The sequence below is a fragment of the Mongoliibacter sp. genome, assembly GCF_007692705.1.
GTDB lineage: Bacteria > Bacteroidota > Bacteroidia > Cytophagales > Cyclobacteriaceae > Mongoliibacter.
Genome location: NZ_REBN01000129.1, coordinates 1 through 15,919, shown reverse-complemented (window position 1 = coordinate 15,919; position 15,919 = coordinate 1). Strand labels below are relative to the sequence as shown.

The window sequence follows — 15,919 nt, the reverse complement described above, 5'->3', positions numbered from 1 at the left end:
TACATATTTTGGGCAAAAAATGAGACCTCTCATCTTTTATTTAGGACGCTATTGATCTAATTTTTATATAGACATGTCCTCGTAAGACTTTGGTATGTAATTTGTTAAGGGAGTCCCTTAGATCACCAAATCCGTTTATTCGGATACCATTACATGAGGAAAACTCTTTTTACAATAATTTATTTGTTGATTTTCACAATCTTCGGAGTTCAGTGTACTTTTTTTGAAAGGGAAGTAAAAAAGGAAAATTTTTGGGAGAACCCAGTCAATTTTGACCTTGACGAAATTGTCAAGAGAGGATTTATCAGAGCAGTAGTTGATAACTCTTCGACCAGCTATTATATCTACAGGGGTAGGAGAATGGGTTATGAGTTTGAGATGCTCAGGAATCTAGCCTCCAGCCTGGATGTTAGGTTGCACCTGATAGTCAAATCAGATATTGATGAGGCATTTCATTTACTCAACAAAGGACAGGCGGATATCATTGCCATGAACCTGGAAATTACCGAAGATAGAAAGCAATATGCTGCTTTTACTGAACCATTAGGGCAAATGGGTACTGTCTTGGTTCAAAAAGACAGAAACAACAAAGTTTCAGATCTTCAAGAGCTTGATAATAGGGTTATCCATATCCGTAAGGATGCGGTATACAAAGCTCAATTGTGTTCACTTCAAAAGGAAAAGGGAATATCTCTTGCCATCATAGAAGAGAAAGGGGACAGTGAGTTTTTTGTAAATAAGGTCGTCAAAAATGAAATTGATTTTACGGTAGTGGATAGGGTAGTAGGTTTGGTCAATGCGACATATTATGATGATCTGGACGTTTCCCTTGAAATCAGCCCCAAATCAGACGTAGCCTGGGCAGTGCGTACCAATGCTTCAGCGTTACAGACTGCCATTAATGACTGGATTTCAAAAAAGAATAAAACAGGCTACATGAACATGATGTACGCCAAGTATTTTCAAAATTCGAAAAACAGTTATTTCAGGAGCAATAGTGCTTTTTCTTCTCTGGCGGGTAATCATATATCCCCTTTTGATGATATTATTCAAAAAGGAGCTGAGTCTCTTGGCTGGGACTGGAGGCTTTTGGCTTCCCTGGTTTACAAGGAATCCAGATTTGACACATCGGCAACTTCCTACGCAGGCGCAGTGGGTTTGCTTCAGCTCATGCCTGTGACCTTGGAGAGGTTTGGGGTAGAAGATCCAAATGATCCCTCACAAAGTCTCATGGGAGGAGTAAATTACCTTCGCTACCTGGATAAATTCTGGAGAGAGAGAATTCCGGAAAGCAATGAAAGGATTAAAGTGATACTTGCCTCTTACAATATTGGTCACGGCCATGTACAAGATGCCTGGAAGCTTGCGATCAAGTATGGTAAAAACCCTCAAAACTGGGAAAGTATCGCTCATTTTCTCAAACTCAAATCAGACCCGGAATATTATCGGGACCCTGTAGTCAATTTGGGCTTCGCCAAAGGACATTTGGCTGTCAGTTACGTGGATGACATCATGATTTTGTATGATTCCTATAGGGTGTTGATTGAGCCGTAATTTATTTGATATTGATGGATATTCACTTTGTGATATTGGTGGATATTTGATTGAAATACGGTAGAAATATTGTTGAAATATGATTGAAATAGAGATTGGTGGATATTTACGTTGTGATACTGAAGGATATTTGATTGTAATACAATAGAAATATTGTTGAAACCTTATTAATTGTTTTTAATTCAACACCGATTGGTGTTGGGAGTTTTAGGACTTTCAGCTTCTTTTTTGTCCTCCGAGTTTCACTCGGGGTAAATACCCTTCGGATTTTAATCCCTGCCGGGGTTTTGGTTCAGTAAGTATTTCAAGCTGTTTACTTTAATCCATTTGAGGAGGCCATCTCAAAAGTCAACTCCCAAAAATTATGTCCAAATCTTATTTACGGTTTGATTTGACTAAGTTTTGTGTCTTGGAGCCTTTGTGGCATTATTAATTCCAGCTACAAAGATACTAAGGGCTTAATTTTAAACAGGAAACCTTCTTTGGAACGTGAATTTGAAAAACGACTTATGAGATATCCTCTTTTTTTATTGTGCTGAATACAGGACAAAAACAGTGGGGATTTTATGAAGGTCAATTTTGACTTTCTTCCAGTCCTTGACCGATTTTGTCTGGATGAATTCATCAGAGCCTGTAAGGTTTTTGGCGATGCACAACTGGGTATCTGGCCTTAAATGGGCAAGAAGGTCATCCAAAAGGTGGTTGTTTCTGAAAGGGGTTTCCATAAAAATCTGGGTCATCCGGTTTTTTTGAGATTCAGCTTCCAGTGTTTTTATGGCCTGAACCCTTTCTTTTTTCTGGATAGGTAAGTAACCATGAAATGTAAAAGATTGTCCATTGAAACCCGATCCCATCAAAGCTAAAAACATGGAACTTGGCCCACTCAAGGGAATGACTTGAATACCCTTAGCATGCGCATAAGTGACAGCGATGGCTCCAGGGTCAGCAATTCCCGGACAGCCAGCTTCAGAAATCACCCCAATGTCTTTTCCTTCAAAAATAGGCTGGATGATTTTCTCCAATTCTGCGGGCCGGGTCTTTTTATCTAAAATCTGGAAATCCAAATTCTCTATGGTAAGTCCCAACCTTAGGCTGCTGATAAACCTGCGTGCTGTTCTCACATTTTCCACCAGAAAATAAGAGGTGTTTTTGATAATCTCTTTGATCTGAGGACTGATGACCGTATCGGCTGTGTTTTCTGCCAAAGGGCTTGGTATGAGAAAAAGTTTTCCTTTTGTCATTTATGTGTGATTTTCAGCAAAGATGCCAAATTATACCAAGGCAGACAAAAGTCAACATGGAACGCAGCTTAATTATTTTCTGGCATATAAGGATTAAAATAGAGGAAATACCTTTTTTCAGCAGTCGATATTCATGGATATTCAATTGATAATGGGATATTATTTTCCGAAAGGCAAGGTGCTGTGGGTAATTTTTTCTAAATTTTTGAAAAATATAATCACCTCAATGATGAAACAACTTTATTTCAAACGGATTCTTTTTATCCTCTTATTATTCACAGCATACAGTGCTGATGCTCAGGAAATCAAAGCCTTGGTAGGCGGGACTTTGATTGATGGCTTTGGAGGCCCTCCTATCAGGAACTCAGTCATTATTCTGGAAGGAGAACGCATCAAAGAAGTCGGTCAAATTGGTTTCCTGAAAATTCCTGAAGGAGCTGAAATCATTTCTACCGAGGGGATGTCCGTGATGCCTGGACTTTGGGACATGCATGTGCATCTGATGATCAATGGGCATAGCAATTATACCCACTGGGACAGTACTTACATAGACATATTTGAATCGGTAATTATGCCCTCGTCAGCGCATCAACTGTTAAGAGCTGGCGTGACAAGTGCAAGGGACTTAGGAGCACCGCTTGAAGCGAGTATCAATGTGAGGGATAGGATCAACAAAGGGGAAATTCCAGGGCCTACCATTTATGTTTCGGGTCCTTTTATACAAAAGGAACCCTACCCAGGGACAAAGGCTTTCCGATGGGGGGTGAATGGTGCTGCGGATGCCAGAGCGAAAGTAAAGAAATTAGTGGATGCCGGTGTGGATATGATCAAGTTGATTGACCATGACGAAATGACTTTTGAAGAAGCGAAGGCCGTGGTGGATGAAGCGCACAAATACGGAAAACCAGTCATTGCACATTCCCATAGACCTGATGAAATCAGGATAGGGCTTCAAATTGGAGTGGATTGTTTTGAGCACACGGGTTTGGCTTCTGCTCCGGAATATCCCGAAGATATTATTGCCATGATCAAAGAACGAACCGCAAAGATGAATATGGGACCGCTTTATTGGACACCAACAGTAGAGGGTTTGTACAATTATGAATATATGCGCAACAATCCTGAAAAATTGGATGACCCCGGTTGGCATCTGGATTTGCCGGATTCCATTATCCGAGATATCAAGGCTTCATTGAGGTTTCCTGGCAGAATGCCATATTTCCAGCTGACTCCGGTGAGGAAACCTACTTTAGAGCGAAAAATCAACCAGCTCAAAGATGCAGGAGTGGTGATGCTGATCGGCACGGACAGTGGCATTCCGATGAAGTTTCATAGTCAGAGCACTTGGAATGAATTGGATGTGTGGGTGAATGAGTTTGGTTTTGATCCACTCTTGACCATCAAGGCTGCTACTTATTGGCCGGCAGTATCCATGAAGGTGGATCATGATTATGGAACCATCAGTGAAGGTAAATATGCCGATATCATTGCTGTGAAAGGAGATGTTCTCCGCTATATCAGTCTCTTACAAAATGTGGATATGGTGATTAAGCATGGGAAGCGGGTGAAGTGATTAATTGATTAACTGAGTAGGCATAATATGGACATGCCTTAAGTCAAAAATCCAGTAAGCTGATTTCCTCAACTTACTGGCTTTTTCTCTGAATTGGGATTTGTAGGTTCCCCCTTTACTTTCAGAATATTAGGGTATTGAATTTTCCGGGTGTCTTAGGCCCACTTTCGGTAAGTTTTTTTTGAACCACTACCTGTCCCGAAAATCGGGAAAAGAGACAAAAGGAAACAAAAGAGGAGGCATTTTCTTTCGCAGTTAAAATATTCCTTCCGGCTTGCTCAAAACGATAAATACAGTCTAAAGCTTATATCCAGATTCGGAATTTCAAGAAGACCAATATCTCAATATCCTAAAATCAATCAGTATCGATAGATATTTAAATTAGTAGTAAAATATCCAATTACGTATATCCAAATTTCAACCTTCTTTACCTTTTCAAAAATGCCCTCACCGTATCCACCACCGCCTTGGGTTGCTCGGCGTGAAGCCAATGGCCAGCATTTTTGATATAGATCAGGTGACTGTTTGGAAAAAGTCTGTCAATGTCTTCCTTGTCTTTGTCCTGAATATAATCGGAGTTTTCTCCTCCCATAAATAGCGTGGGATTTTCAAAGGCTTTTTCAGATTTGATTTCCTCTCCTACATTTCCAATTTTTTCGGTAATCACTGGCAGGTTCACTTTCCATTTGAATCCTCCATCAGTCCGGGCTAGGTTTTTCAACAAAAATTGTTTGATACCCGGATTATTGATGTATTCAGAAAGGGCATCATCAGCTTCCTTTCTGGATTTGAGATTGTCTATGGGCACTGCATTGAGCCCTTCTAAAATGGTTTCATGGTGGATGGGGTAATACCTGGGCGCGATATCCGCTACAATAAGCTTTTTTACTTTTTCCGGATAGTGGATGGCAAAAGTCATGGCCGTCTTTCCTCCCATGGAATGTCCCAAAAGATGAGCTTCTGAAATTGCCTCTGCTTCCATCAGTTCCTTGAGGTCTTCTGCCATGACTTTGTAATTCCAGTCCTCACTCTGTGGCGAATCTCCATGATTTCTTTGGTCCACCAAATATATTGTAAAATCATCTTCAAGCTCTTTGGTAATGCTGAACCAATTGTCAGCAGAACCAAAAAGACCATGAAGAATAATTAATGGTTCACCTGAACCTGACTTCTTAAAGTTTAATTTCATTTTTTTATTTGATTATCCGCTTTCTCGAAAGTAATCTCAATCACAAGAATTAATGGATGTCCCAGAGCAATATCTATAAATAACTTGTTCCGAGACTTCGGAATCCAATATCTATCAGTATCGAATTGTTAAACAAATTGGTTATTTAAATCATTAAAGATATCAATACGGATATACATATTTCTTTAATCTTCAATTGGAAACCCTTTTGCTGCATACCAAATTCCCCCATAGATGTGTTGAAGGAAATTTTCATTTAAAAATGACCAATCGGTATGCCCTAAAGCCGTATAAAAGATTCTTCCTCCATCATATTCATGTGTCCAAGCCATAGGGTGGAAATCTCCCATGCCTTCTGTGGGCTGCCAAGAGAAGTTGGTGTCATAAGAAGTTTCATCTGCTGTAATCAAGACCCTAACATTTTCATTGAAGTTTTTGAAAGCATATAACTCATCCGTCCACAACCATTTCTCAGGTAGGTGATAAGTTGAAGGGTGTTTTCTGTCTACAACATTGAGTCTGACAGATTGGATATAAGGGTGGTTCATAAATTGTGCCCCAATCAGTTTGGTATACCAAGGCCACTCATATTCTGTGTCAGTCGCACTGTGTATACCTACCACACCTTTACCACTTTGCACAAAGCGTTGAAATGCTGCTTTCTGTTCTTCATTGAAAATGGTGCCTGTGGTACTCATCAGGATGATAACATCATAATCCTTCAGTTTTTCATCTGTAAACACATCAGCATCTTCAGTAGCGTAAATGGAAAACTGATGTTCCCGCGCAAGTTTCTTAAGAGCAACCACACCATCTGGAATGGATTGATGTCTGAATCCTTTGGTTTTGCTGAATACCAAAGCTTTGAATTGCGCTTGGGCTAAGCTTTCTGCCTGTGCTGCGAATAAGATGATAAAGGCCATCAAAAGGCCTGTCCAATAGGTTTTTAAGTTCATAGTTTTAGGTTTTATTGTTGAAAGTTTATTTGACTATGCCGTACTTTTGGGCGGCATCTTTTCGGCTATAGGCATTGAAATGCCACCATTCCGAACCAATACCTGTAAAGCCTCCATATTTCATGACTTTTCGGAGTATTTCTCTGTTATTCACATGTTCTTGCTTGATTTTCCCTTCCTTGAGCATCTGCTTTTCCCGATCAGGATAAGCAGGATATCCAAAGTAGTCAAAAGGTGTACCCATATCCAAGGCCTCACCTGTTTCTGCATCTGCCAAAGTAAGGTCCACAGCAACTCCGTAATTGTGTAATCCACCTACTTTGGGATCTGCTACATAGAGCGGTTTGATGCTATCAGGCTTGTCCAATTCATCCCATAATATTTGCTGCACGCTTTGCGGTCTTACCCCATCATATAGAAGAAAGGTCAGGTTGGGGTGATCCTCCTGCAATTTTTGATGTGCTTTTTTGAGCATTTCTGCTACTTCGGGCTGTAGGTAACAGCGATACAGGTCACCATATACATCTTTGCCAAAAAAGTTGTCGGTGGTGGAATATTTCAAGTCTACATAAATCCCGGAAATTACTTCTTCCACATCCACAAGACCTGCATCTATCAGGCTTTGCTCCAATTCACCGATTTCATCGCTTGACTCAAACTCGGCATCATCGACTACCCAATCCTGCCTTTGGGGAATTTCTACTGCATCCTCTGGCAATTCAATTTCCTCTTGAGACCGATTCTTGGTTTCACAGGCAAAAAGGACTGTGAAAACCAGGAAAATGGAGGTAATGCTAATTTTCATTTAAAGTTTATTTTTGTTGATAATGGTTGCTGAAGCCTGCGCTGTGGGGAGCATGACAATGTCTGCCAAAACTACATGAGGAGGTCTGCTGACTGCAAAAGCAATGGTTTCGGCAATGTCTTCAGGCGTCAAGGGAGAAAAGCCTTGGTAAACGGTTTTGGACCTGTCCTCATCGCCTTTGAAGCGGACAATAGAAAACTCGGTTTCCACTAAGCCAGGATGAACTCCGATTACCCTTATTCCATGAGGGTTAAGGTCTACACGCATTCCATTGGTAATCGCATCCACCGCATGCTTGGAAGCGCAATACACATTTCCATTTGGATAGACTTCTTTTCCAGCAATGGAGCCAATGTTTACTATAGTACCTGACTTCCTCTCCACCATACCAGGGATTATTTCTTTGGAGACATACAGTAGGCCTTTGACATTGATGTCAATCATAGCGTCCCAGTCCTCAATACTTCCTTTGTCAATTGGATCCATACCATGTGCATTACCGGCATTGTTGACCAAAACATCTATTTTCTTCCAGGAATCGGGAAGTGTTGAAAGCACATCTTTGACGGTTTGCCTTTCCCTTACATCAAAAGTCAATGTTAAAACATCAATGTTTTCTTTTTCCAGCTCAATTTTGAGTTTATCAAGTCTGTCCTGCCTTCTGCCAGTCGCAATAATGGCAAATCCTAGATGTGCCAGTTCAACAGCAGTAGCCCAACCTATCCCGGAGGTGGCACCCGTGACCAATGCGGTTTTCTTTTCCATGTTCTCAATCTAAAAATAAATCTGCAGGGAATGAAGAATAAATCCACTATTGGAAGAATTGAGGGGTGTATATTTCATTTCTCATACCAAAACTCCAAAGGATTTGGGGTTTTGAATTGAAATCCCGTTTTCATGATTTTTTCTGGTGAAATAACCTTAAAAGCAGCATCTTCAGTCGTATAGCTTTTTGGTGGAGAAAAGCCTAAGTCCTTGGCATTTTTCTCATAAATGTCCCTGCGTAATGGGTGTTCGGGGGCTACGCCATTGAATACCTCATTCCAATAAGATTTTTCAATAACCCAAGAAGCCAAAGCTATTGCATCTTCCTGATGTATATAATTGACAGGTGTATCTCCCTGCACATTCTCTTTACCTGAAAAATATCTTCCAGGAATCCTGTCTACTCCGAGTAAGCCACCAAAACGGATGATGGTCAAATCAAAGCTTTTCCCCGATCTGAGGATATTTTCAGCATTCAACAAGGCTTTATTTCCGGTATTTTCCAAGCTCAGCAAATCGTCTTCGTGAGCAGTTTGGTTTTGATCAGGATATACGGATGTAGAAGAAACGTATATCACCTTTTTTACACCAGCCTGTTCGGCCATGGCTTTGATAAATTTGATCTGCTCTGGGTGGAATGTTTCTGGCAAGCTTCTGCTGCGAGGTGGTATGTTCACAAAGAGTATATCTGTATCGAAAAGATCTTGAAAGCCCTCCCCTTGAGGATGTGGGTTGAATTTGAGTAAGCGGGTATGAATTCCTTTTTCCTGCAATCTTGCGAGCTTATCTTCACTTGTTGTGCTTCCTTTTACGGTATAGCCTTTTTGTTGCAGTTGAGCGGCAAGAGGCTCACCTAGCCAACCAAGGCCTATAATGGAAATCGTCTTCATGAATATTGTTTTTTAAAATTGTAAAATGATTAAATTAAGGGATATTGATTTGTTTTGGAATAATTTTGGTGACATTCTGAATATCAAATCAAATTTTCAACATGAATATATGAGATTGAAACTGAAAATATATGTAATAGCAGCCCTGTTGCTCGGTACTGCCGCATGCAAAGCAGATAAATCTGACAATAAGCTCTTGGGCAATTGGTATGGGTTTGACGCGGATTCCGCATATTACGAATTGTATATAAAGGATACCCTCATTATTCTAAACCACGAAAAACTGGGAATAGCTGAATATGTTTATGAAAAGGATGGAGATAAGCTGATTACCACAACGCCATTATTCTTTGAAAGGGTATGGAGTTTAGATACACTGACAGACTCCATAGTGGTGATTTCTGATTCCTTGGGAGTTCGAAAGTTCCAAAGGATGGATATTGAAGTGGATTTTTTTAAAAGTCTGAACGACTCAACGGAATATTACAGATTTAGGGAAAATTTTGTTTTAAGAAACCCAAAATTTAAAACTGATTAAAACAAAAAAGGCTTTTTAAAAGCCTTTTTTGTTTTGTCTATTTTTTAGGCATGGTGCCAAGGATGTAGTCCCATAGTGGAGTGCTGACACCAAACGCTACATCTGGATCTTTGTAATGGTGAACCGCATGGTTTACCCAAAGGATTTTCAGAAAGTTTTTAGGTGGCTGAAAAGCATGTACGGCATAGTGAACGCCGAGATAAGCTGAGTAGCCAAATAGAAAACCCGGTAGAAAATACAAAGCATAATCCCCCATGATGAAAGTGAAAACAAAATAAAATACCATGGCATAAAATGCGCTGATGAAAGGAGGCATTGCCAGTCTGTCTTTGTCTCTAGGGTAGTCGTGATGCACGCCATGAACAGAATACTGTACCTTGTCTTTTAGTGGGTTATCAGGCTCCATATGGAAAAAGTGCTTATGCATTATGTACTCTATGAAAGTAAATGCCAAAAAACCAGCAATAATTACCAACAAACCAAAGGTTAAAGAGATTGAAGTAGTAGTAAGGGCATAGTATAAAGAGACTGCTGATATGCCAAGAAACAAAACTATGGGGATACTTATGTGTGTCCTGGAAAGTCTTTCTAGTACAGGGTTATCAAACATATGTGCAGAACCATTATTGTCAGGTCTGTCCAATCTTCCTATTTTCTTGAGCGTGGTCGTTTTCATGATCTGATAATTTAAACAATTAATAGGCCTGTTAAAATATTCATTATTAATATAAGAATAATTATTTTAGAATAACGGGACAAATTTAATTTGGTTGGTGAAATTTTAGTTTTATTCCTAAAAAATATACGCACTGATTTCAATTACTTTCTTACAGTTTGGCCACGTTTGAAAGAGATTTTTCAATCGTTTTTCTGTAGAAATCTTCATACAGAGGAAGTATATTGCTTACATCCAATTCTTTAGCCCTTGCCAAGGCGTTGGCTTTGAAACGTGGCAAATTCTTATCATCCAGAATTTCCATAGCTCTTTTTGTCATTTCTTCAATATTACCCACTTCACAGGCATATCCGGTAACACCATCTATGTTTAATTCAGGAATGCCACCTGCATTGGAAGAAAGAACTGGGACTTCACAAGCCATGGCTTCTAAGGCTGCCAAGCCAAAGGATTCTTTTTCTGAAGGCATCAAAAACAAATCAGCAACTGAAAGTACTTCTTCCACTGCTTCTAGTTTTCCTAGGAAACGAATATCATCGCAAGTACCCAATTCCCGGCATAACCTTTCCATTTTATCCCTCTCGGGCCCATCTCCTACCAAAAGGAGTTTGGCAGGAAGTACCTTCCTTACTTCGAAAAACACCCTGATTACATCTTCCACCCTCTTTACCTTTCTGAAGTTAGATGTATGTACCAAAAGCTTTTCTCCTTGTGGGCAAATAGCCAATTTGAAATGCTCTTTTTTCTGTTTTTTGAAACGCTCCAAATCAATGAAATTGGGTATGACTTCAATTTCTGTTTTGATTTCAAACAGATCAAAGGTTGCTTTTTTTAGGTCTTCGGAGACAGCTGTTACCCCATCCGATTGGTTGATACTAAAGGTGACCACAGGTTCGTAACTGGGATCTTTTCCTACCAAGGTTATATCGGTTCCGTGAAGGGTGGTCACTACAGGAATGTATATTCCTTCTTCTCTGAGGATTTGTTTTGCCATGTACGCCGCTGAAGCATGCGGAATGGCATAATGGACATGTAGAAGATCAAGTTTCTCATACTTTACCACATTTACCATTTTACTAGCCAAAGCCAACTCATAGGGAGCATGTTCAAATAAGGGATAGCTTTTTATATCCACCTCGTGGTAAAATAGATTGGCACTGAAAAAATCCAGTCGGGTCGGCTGCCTGTAGGTAATGAAGTGAACCTGATGTCCTTCTTTGGCCAGGGCTTTACCTAACTCTGTGGCCACTACACCACTACCACCAAAAGTTGGATAGCAGACAATACCGATTTTCATGTTACTTGATTTTATTTTACCAATTTCAGTTTTGTTAACATCCATTTTGGGCGTATTTGTTCAAAAATTGTTTTAAATATTAAGACTTACGAAATACTTCATCAGGTTTTTTTCATTGCCTTATAGATAATATCGTGAATTTCAGTGCGTATCCCTTCTTTCAACAAAATATTATTGTTTGCGTTGGGGTGGACCCTGTTCGAGAGAAATACATAAATCAGGTCTTGTTCAGGATCTGCCCAGACGCAGGTTCCTGTGAAGCCAGTATGTCCGAAAGTACTTTTGGACGCCAATACTCCCGCACTTCCCCCTTTTCCTTTTTCAGGTTCCGGTTTGTCCCAGCCCCAACCCCTTCTACTTTGATTGGATTGCCTTTTAGTAAATGCTTCGATGGTGTTTTTATCCATCAATTCCACATCCCCATATTTTCCGCCATTGAGCATAAGTTGCATCATGATGGCTAGATCATTCGCTTTACCAAATAAACCCGCATGACCTGCCACTCCACCATACATGGCTGCTCCCTGATCGTGAACGTAGCCCTGGACCATCCGCTTTCTAAAGGTAATATCATCTTCTGTGGGTGCTATCCAACTGATAGGATATTTCTGAGTAGGGTTAAAAGTCATAGAATGTAAACCCAAAGGCTCATAAAAGTTGTGACTTACAAATTCGTCCAGAGGTTGATTGGTTACCCTCTCTACGACTTCCTGCATTAAATACATGGTCAAGTCAGAATATACATATCCATATTTGGAACGTCCAGGATCCTTTTTCCTCAAGTCAGACTTTACTGTCCAGTGCCAAATACTGTCCTTCATGGCGTCCATACCATACATGTCATTGGATACGGGTATAGAATAACCCGGCTCCTGTCTTTCTCTGTAATATTCTTTTTTCCAGGAACCTGCTTCTACCGTCCTGGCATAATGGGGGATGAAAGCTACCAAACCTGCTTCATGTGCCATGATATCCTTGAGAATAAGGTCTCCCTTATTGGTGTTTTTCAATTCTGGGAGGTATTGCCCTATAGGGCGGTTCATATCTATGAGATCTCTACTCGCCAAAAACATCACTGCCTGTGTGGTCGCAAGCACTTTGGTAATGGAGGCCAGGTCATATATGGTTTCGGTGGTCACTTTTCTGGATTTTTGAAAATCATAATAGCCATAGGCCTTTTCAAAAATGACCTGACCATTTTTTGCTACAAGAACCACACCCCCAGGAAAGGCTTTCTTTGCAATACTACTTTCCATGATTAGATCAATCTCAGCAAGTTTTTTGCTGTCAAAACCCTGACTTTCAGGAATGCTGTAAGATAGTCTACCAAGCCCTCGCATATATCCACCACTTCCCATCCTGAGGTTTTCACTCACAGATACAGGTAATAAGCCATTGGCATCTCTTGCTCCATAAATGATCTCAGGGACAATTCTCTGGGTAAATTCATTGTTTTCGAAGGCCAGGATATTGTGCGGAAGCTCATTGATGTACTTGGCAGCATATCCGTTGCCAAAAAGTACTGTGATCACAGTCTTCTCTTTACTCAGCTTTTTGATAAAGTTGATGTCAGAAGGATTTATGCCAAAACCTCGTGAGGGGCTATTGGTCACCCCCATTATGGCTACTACCACTGTATTGAATGGTTCGAGCTTCTGCTCGGTGGCAGCTAAAGTACCCGCGTCAGCCCCTTTTTGTATTTCAAAATGACTGAATTTGTTATATTTGGAAAGCTTGTTTTGAAACTCTTTTCCATCCCCTCCTATGGTGAGCGATGCAGATTCCTGAAGGTCCAGGTTCTTGATTGGCAGGAAGTTATTTTTGTTGGAAGTAACTGTAATGGACTGTGCATACAGGTTTTCTATCAATAACTCTGTATACGGTGTGTTGAGTTTTTGGACCAGGTTTTTTGTGTCTATTGGTTTTGTCTCATGTAAGCCTGCCCAATACTTGGCTTTCAATACCTTTCTGATTCTGCTATCTACCTCTTCCTGACTGATTTTACCTTCTGCAATGGCCTGGATGATCATACTTTTTGCTTTGGGAACATCCTGAGAGTAGAGAAGTATGTCATTCCCTGCCAAAAGTGCCAGTAGATCAACCTCCCCTGGTTTGTAATAATTGGCTACACCTTTCATGTTCAGGGCATCTGTAAATACTAAGCCACTGAAATTCATCTGTTTTTTCAGAAGATCTGTGACCACATACTTCGAAAGTGTAGTGGCTTTGTTTTTTTCAGAATCCAAACTTGGGATATGGAGATGAGCTACCATAACGCTCATAAGATCGTTGTCAATGAGTTCCCGGTAAGGGTACAAGTCAATGTCTTTGATTCGTGTCTCCGAATGCTTAATGACAGGGAGGCTATAATGAGAATCTGATTCGGTATCGCCATGACCTGGAAAATGTTTGGCGTTTGCAATCACACCATTATCCTGTAAGCCTTTCATATAAGCAAGTGATTTTTTGGCGACCAGTCTTTTTTCCTCTCCAAAAGCCCTATAACCGATTACGGGATTGTTGGGGTTGGAATTGACATCGACCACAGGGGCAAAATTAATATGCATACCCAATTCTTTGAATTGACGGGCCATTTCCTTGCCCATGTCATAAATCAGTTCTTCTCTGGGTAATGCTCCAAGTGTCATGGCTTTGGGGAAAGTCAATACCGAATCTAACCGCATGCTGATACCCCACTCAGCATCCATGGCCAGGAAGAGCGGTACTTTGGAAATGGATTGGTAGTAATTGGTGAGCTTGGCTTGCCTCACAGGTCCACCCTGAAAAAAAATCAAGCCTCCCAAGTTTTGTTCCTTGATGAGTTTGGCAATTTCTGCTTTGTGTCTCTCATCCTTATTGGAATATGCGGCAACCATGAAGAGTTGACCCAATCTTTCTTCAAAAGTATTATGCTGAAAAATACTGTCTACCCAGGCACGTTGCTTCCTTTGGTCTCTGGTATCGAATGGATCCCTTTCTTCCCTTGCCTTAACCTCATCACCATTTTTCAATCCCAAAACAGCATCAGCCTGAAAAACGACCATCAGGCCAATCAGAATGCCCCAAACTTTTATCCGCATACCCTTGTTTAATTTTTATTGCTTAAATTTTAAAATAACTTTGTATGAATATACACCGTTCCGTACAAACATACACGAAAAAAACCAACCGCCGATGGCAAGATTTTGCCAAAGGTTGAGTTTTTATGATAACGATAAACAATCCGTTTAAATTGAATGCCACATGAAATATAGCCTGTCCGGAGCAGATAGGTTTGGCGAAAACGTCACACCCGAAAATGGTAATGACCTCTCCAAAATTCTCCCGGAAATCGGGATAAGCTATGTGACCATTGAAAAACAAAATATAGACTCATGAAATTTCCTTCTATTTTCAGAACATCCAAACCCATGCGCTTTGATATTAAGCCTAGGTATTATGATCCGGTCAAGGAAGAAATAGATCAGAGGACTCAAAAGATCAGAAGAGAGTTGCAGGCTGATGGCGCTCTTCCTATGGGAGATGAGGACGGGGACAATATTCGTAGAGATTATGGTTCCTCTATCCGAGGTGCTTTTACCGCAGGAGGTCAGATCAAAGGAAGGCAAAGCTCTCCCCTGACTAGTGCCGGGCTGATTCGTTTGGTGATTTTTGTGTTTTTGGTTGCGGCTTTATTTGGGTATGTATACTATGGCCCCGATGCAATTTATGCCATGCTTTATGCCTTAGGAGGCATAGCCTTACTGGTTTTATTTTTTAGACTCCGTAAAAATCCCAAGAATAGATGAATGATGTAATCCATCTTCTCCCTGATGCGATTGCCAATCAGATAGCCGCAGGAGAGGTTGTCCAAAGACCGGCATCTGCATTGAAGGAATTGCTAGAAAATGCTATTGATGCTGGGGCGACCAAGATTCAGGTGTTGGTAAAAGATGCCGGAAAAACACTTATTCAGGTCATCGATGACGGGAAGGGAATGAGCTTGACCGATGCAAGAATGAGTTTCGAAAGGCATGCCACTTCCAAAATCAAAAACTCAGAAGATCTTTTTTCGATTCGTACTTTCGGTTTTAGAGGAGAAGCCTTGGCTTCTATTGCCGCGGTAGCCCAGGTGGAAATGAAAACCCGACAAAGAGGAGAAGAGCTTGGTACCTTGATCCAGGTGGAGGGATCAGATGTCAAAAAGCAAGAGCCTGTAGCATGTCCTGAGGGAACCTGTATTTCAATGAAAAATCTCTTTTTCAACGTTCCTGCCCGGAGGAATTTCTTGAAATCCAATCCTGTAGAAATGAAACATCTTGTGGAGGAGTTTCAGAGGGTAGCAATTTCATATCCCCAAGTGGGCTTTACCATGGTCCAAAACGATATGGAGCTTTTTAATCTTAGCCCAGGCAAGCTGAGTCAGAGGATTGTAGGTGTATTCGGGAAATCTTAT

General features: G+C 40.7%; 15 protein-coding genes. 6 read left to right on the top strand and 9 right to left on the bottom strand.

Annotated features, from left to right (window positions below):
* The first annotated feature begins 153 nt into the window (after positions 1 to 153).
* The gene (locus EA341_RS07150; RefSeq protein ID WP_293012601.1) at positions 154 to 1,554 is read left to right on the top strand and encodes a transporter substrate-binding domain-containing protein; all 1,401 of its coding nucleotides are present in this window, start codon (positions 154 to 156) and stop codon (positions 1,552 to 1,554) included.
* Between the two features lie 527 nt (positions 1,555 to 2,081).
* On the opposite strand, the gene EA341_RS07145 is transcribed toward EA341_RS07150, so the two are convergent.
* Entirely contained in the window at positions 2,082 to 2,795 is a 714-nt protein-coding gene (locus tag EA341_RS07145; RefSeq protein WP_293012599.1) for an SAM-dependent methyltransferase, read from the bottom strand.
* Between the two features lie 226 nt (positions 2,796 to 3,021).
* On the opposite strand from EA341_RS07145, the gene EA341_RS07140 reads away from it, so the two are divergent.
* Positions 3,022 to 4,368, top strand: a complete 1,347-nt coding sequence (locus tag EA341_RS07140; RefSeq protein ID WP_293012597.1) for an amidohydrolase family protein — start codon at positions 3,022 to 3,024, stop codon at positions 4,366 to 4,368.
* Between the two features lie 427 nt (positions 4,369 to 4,795).
* On the opposite strand, the gene EA341_RS07135 is transcribed toward EA341_RS07140, so the two are convergent.
* The 5 genes from EA341_RS07135 to EA341_RS07115 all read right to left on the bottom strand — a co-directional run bounded on the left by EA341_RS07135 (position 4,796) and on the right by EA341_RS07115 (position 8,973).
* A complete protein-coding gene (locus tag EA341_RS07135) occupies positions 4,796 to 5,557 on the bottom strand; it encodes an alpha/beta fold hydrolase (protein WP_293012595.1) in 762 nt (253 codons plus the stop codon).
* 185 nt (positions 5,558 to 5,742) lie between these two features.
* A complete protein-coding gene (locus tag EA341_RS07130) occupies positions 5,743 to 6,513 on the bottom strand; it encodes a ThuA domain-containing protein (protein ID WP_293012594.1) in 771 nt (256 codons plus the stop codon).
* A 25-nt stretch (positions 6,514 to 6,538) separates the two neighbouring features.
* On the bottom strand, positions 6,539 to 7,318 hold the full coding sequence (locus tag EA341_RS07125; protein WP_293012592.1) for a M15 family metallopeptidase: 780 nt from the start codon (positions 7,316 to 7,318) through the stop codon (positions 6,539 to 6,541).
* Complete coding sequence (locus EA341_RS07120) at positions 7,319 to 8,083, bottom strand: SDR family NAD(P)-dependent oxidoreductase (protein WP_293012590.1); 765 nt, start codon at positions 8,081 to 8,083, stop codon at positions 7,319 to 7,321. It lies immediately after the preceding gene.
* A gap of 74 nt (positions 8,084 to 8,157) precedes the next feature.
* Positions 8,158 to 8,973: an NAD(P)H-binding protein gene (locus tag EA341_RS07115; RefSeq protein ID WP_293012588.1), complete on the bottom strand. Its 816-nt coding sequence runs from the start codon at positions 8,971 to 8,973 to the stop codon at positions 8,158 to 8,160.
* A 25-nt stretch (positions 8,974 to 8,998) separates the two neighbouring features.
* Here EA341_RS07115 and EA341_RS07110 point away from each other — a divergent pair, with 25 nt between their 5' ends.
* Entirely contained in the window at positions 8,999 to 9,511 is a 513-nt protein-coding gene (locus EA341_RS07110) for a hypothetical protein (protein ID WP_293012586.1), read from the top strand.
* A gap of 37 nt (positions 9,512 to 9,548) precedes the next feature.
* Here EA341_RS07110 and EA341_RS07105 read toward each other — a convergent pair whose 3' ends face one another.
* From EA341_RS07105 to EA341_RS07095, 3 genes are all read right to left on the bottom strand, one after another.
* Positions 9,549 to 10,187, bottom strand: a complete 639-nt coding sequence (locus EA341_RS07105) for a sterol desaturase family protein (protein ID WP_293012584.1) — start codon at positions 10,185 to 10,187, stop codon at positions 9,549 to 9,551.
* A 151-nt stretch (positions 10,188 to 10,338) separates the two neighbouring features.
* A complete protein-coding gene (bshA, locus tag EA341_RS07100) occupies positions 10,339 to 11,484 on the bottom strand; it encodes an N-acetyl-alpha-D-glucosaminyl L-malate synthase BshA (RefSeq protein ID WP_293012583.1) in 1,146 nt (381 codons plus the stop codon).
* A 101-nt stretch (positions 11,485 to 11,585) separates the two neighbouring features.
* Positions 11,586 to 14,564: a glycoside hydrolase family 3 N-terminal domain-containing protein gene (locus EA341_RS07095; protein WP_293012582.1), complete on the bottom strand. Its 2,979-nt coding sequence runs from the start codon at positions 14,562 to 14,564 to the stop codon at positions 11,586 to 11,588.
* A gap of 163 nt (positions 14,565 to 14,727) precedes the next feature.
* On the opposite strand from EA341_RS07095, the gene EA341_RS07090 reads away from it, so the two are divergent.
* From EA341_RS07090 to mutL, 3 genes are all read left to right on the top strand, one after another.
* Positions 14,728 to 14,862: a hypothetical protein gene (locus EA341_RS07090; RefSeq protein ID WP_293012581.1), complete on the top strand. Its 135-nt coding sequence runs from the start codon at positions 14,728 to 14,730 to the stop codon at positions 14,860 to 14,862.
* The gene (locus EA341_RS07085) at positions 14,859 to 15,272 is read left to right on the top strand and encodes a hypothetical protein (RefSeq protein ID WP_293012580.1); all 414 of its coding nucleotides are present in this window, start codon (positions 14,859 to 14,861) and stop codon (positions 15,270 to 15,272) included. The genes EA341_RS07090 and EA341_RS07085 overlap by 4 nt, the downstream gene beginning before the upstream one ends.
* On the top strand, positions 15,269 to 15,919 hold a 651-nt coding region (mutL, locus tag EA341_RS07080; protein WP_293012579.1), incomplete at its 3' end, for a DNA mismatch repair endonuclease MutL. The genes EA341_RS07085 and mutL, both read left to right, overlap by 4 nt.

What these genes read in the sequence shown, in the direction of transcription:
- EA341_RS07150 (WP_293012601.1), top strand. Translation starts at nt 154, where the DNA reads ATGAGGAAAACTCTTTTTACAATAATTTATTTGTTGATTTTCACAATC.
- EA341_RS07145 (WP_293012599.1), bottom strand. Translation starts at nt 2,795, where the DNA reads ATGACAAAAGGAAAACTTTTTCTCATACCAAGCCCTTTGGCAGAAAAC.
- EA341_RS07140 (WP_293012597.1), top strand. Translation starts at nt 3,022, where the DNA reads ATGATGAAACAACTTTATTTCAAACGGATTCTTTTTATCCTCTTATTA.
- EA341_RS07135 (WP_293012595.1), bottom strand. Translation starts at nt 5,557, where the DNA reads ATGAAATTAAACTTTAAGAAGTCAGGTTCAGGTGAACCATTAATTATT.
- EA341_RS07130 (WP_293012594.1), bottom strand. Translation starts at nt 6,513, where the DNA reads ATGAACTTAAAAACCTATTGGACAGGCCTTTTGATGGCCTTTATCATC.
- EA341_RS07125 (WP_293012592.1), bottom strand. Translation starts at nt 7,318, where the DNA reads ATGAAAATTAGCATTACCTCCATTTTCCTGGTTTTCACAGTCCTTTTT.
- EA341_RS07120 (WP_293012590.1), bottom strand. Translation starts at nt 8,083, where the DNA reads ATGGAAAAGAAAACCGCATTGGTCACGGGTGCCACCTCCGGGATAGGT.
- EA341_RS07115 (WP_293012588.1), bottom strand. Translation starts at nt 8,973, where the DNA reads ATGAAGACGATTTCCATTATAGGCCTTGGTTGGCTAGGTGAGCCTCTT.
- EA341_RS07110 (WP_293012586.1), top strand. Translation starts at nt 8,999, where the DNA reads ATGATTAAATTAAGGGATATTGATTTGTTTTGGAATAATTTTGGTGAC.
- EA341_RS07105 (WP_293012584.1), bottom strand. Translation starts at nt 10,187, where the DNA reads ATGAAAACGACCACGCTCAAGAAAATAGGAAGATTGGACAGACCTGAC.
- bshA (WP_293012583.1), bottom strand. Translation starts at nt 11,484, where the DNA reads ATGAAAATCGGTATTGTCTGCTATCCAACTTTTGGTGGTAGTGGTGTA.
- EA341_RS07095 (WP_293012582.1), bottom strand. Translation starts at nt 14,564, where the DNA reads ATGCGGATAAAAGTTTGGGGCATTCTGATTGGCCTGATGGTCGTTTTT.
- EA341_RS07090 (WP_293012581.1), top strand. Translation starts at nt 14,728, where the DNA reads ATGAAATATAGCCTGTCCGGAGCAGATAGGTTTGGCGAAAACGTCACA.
- EA341_RS07085 (WP_293012580.1), top strand. Translation starts at nt 14,859, where the DNA reads ATGAAATTTCCTTCTATTTTCAGAACATCCAAACCCATGCGCTTTGAT.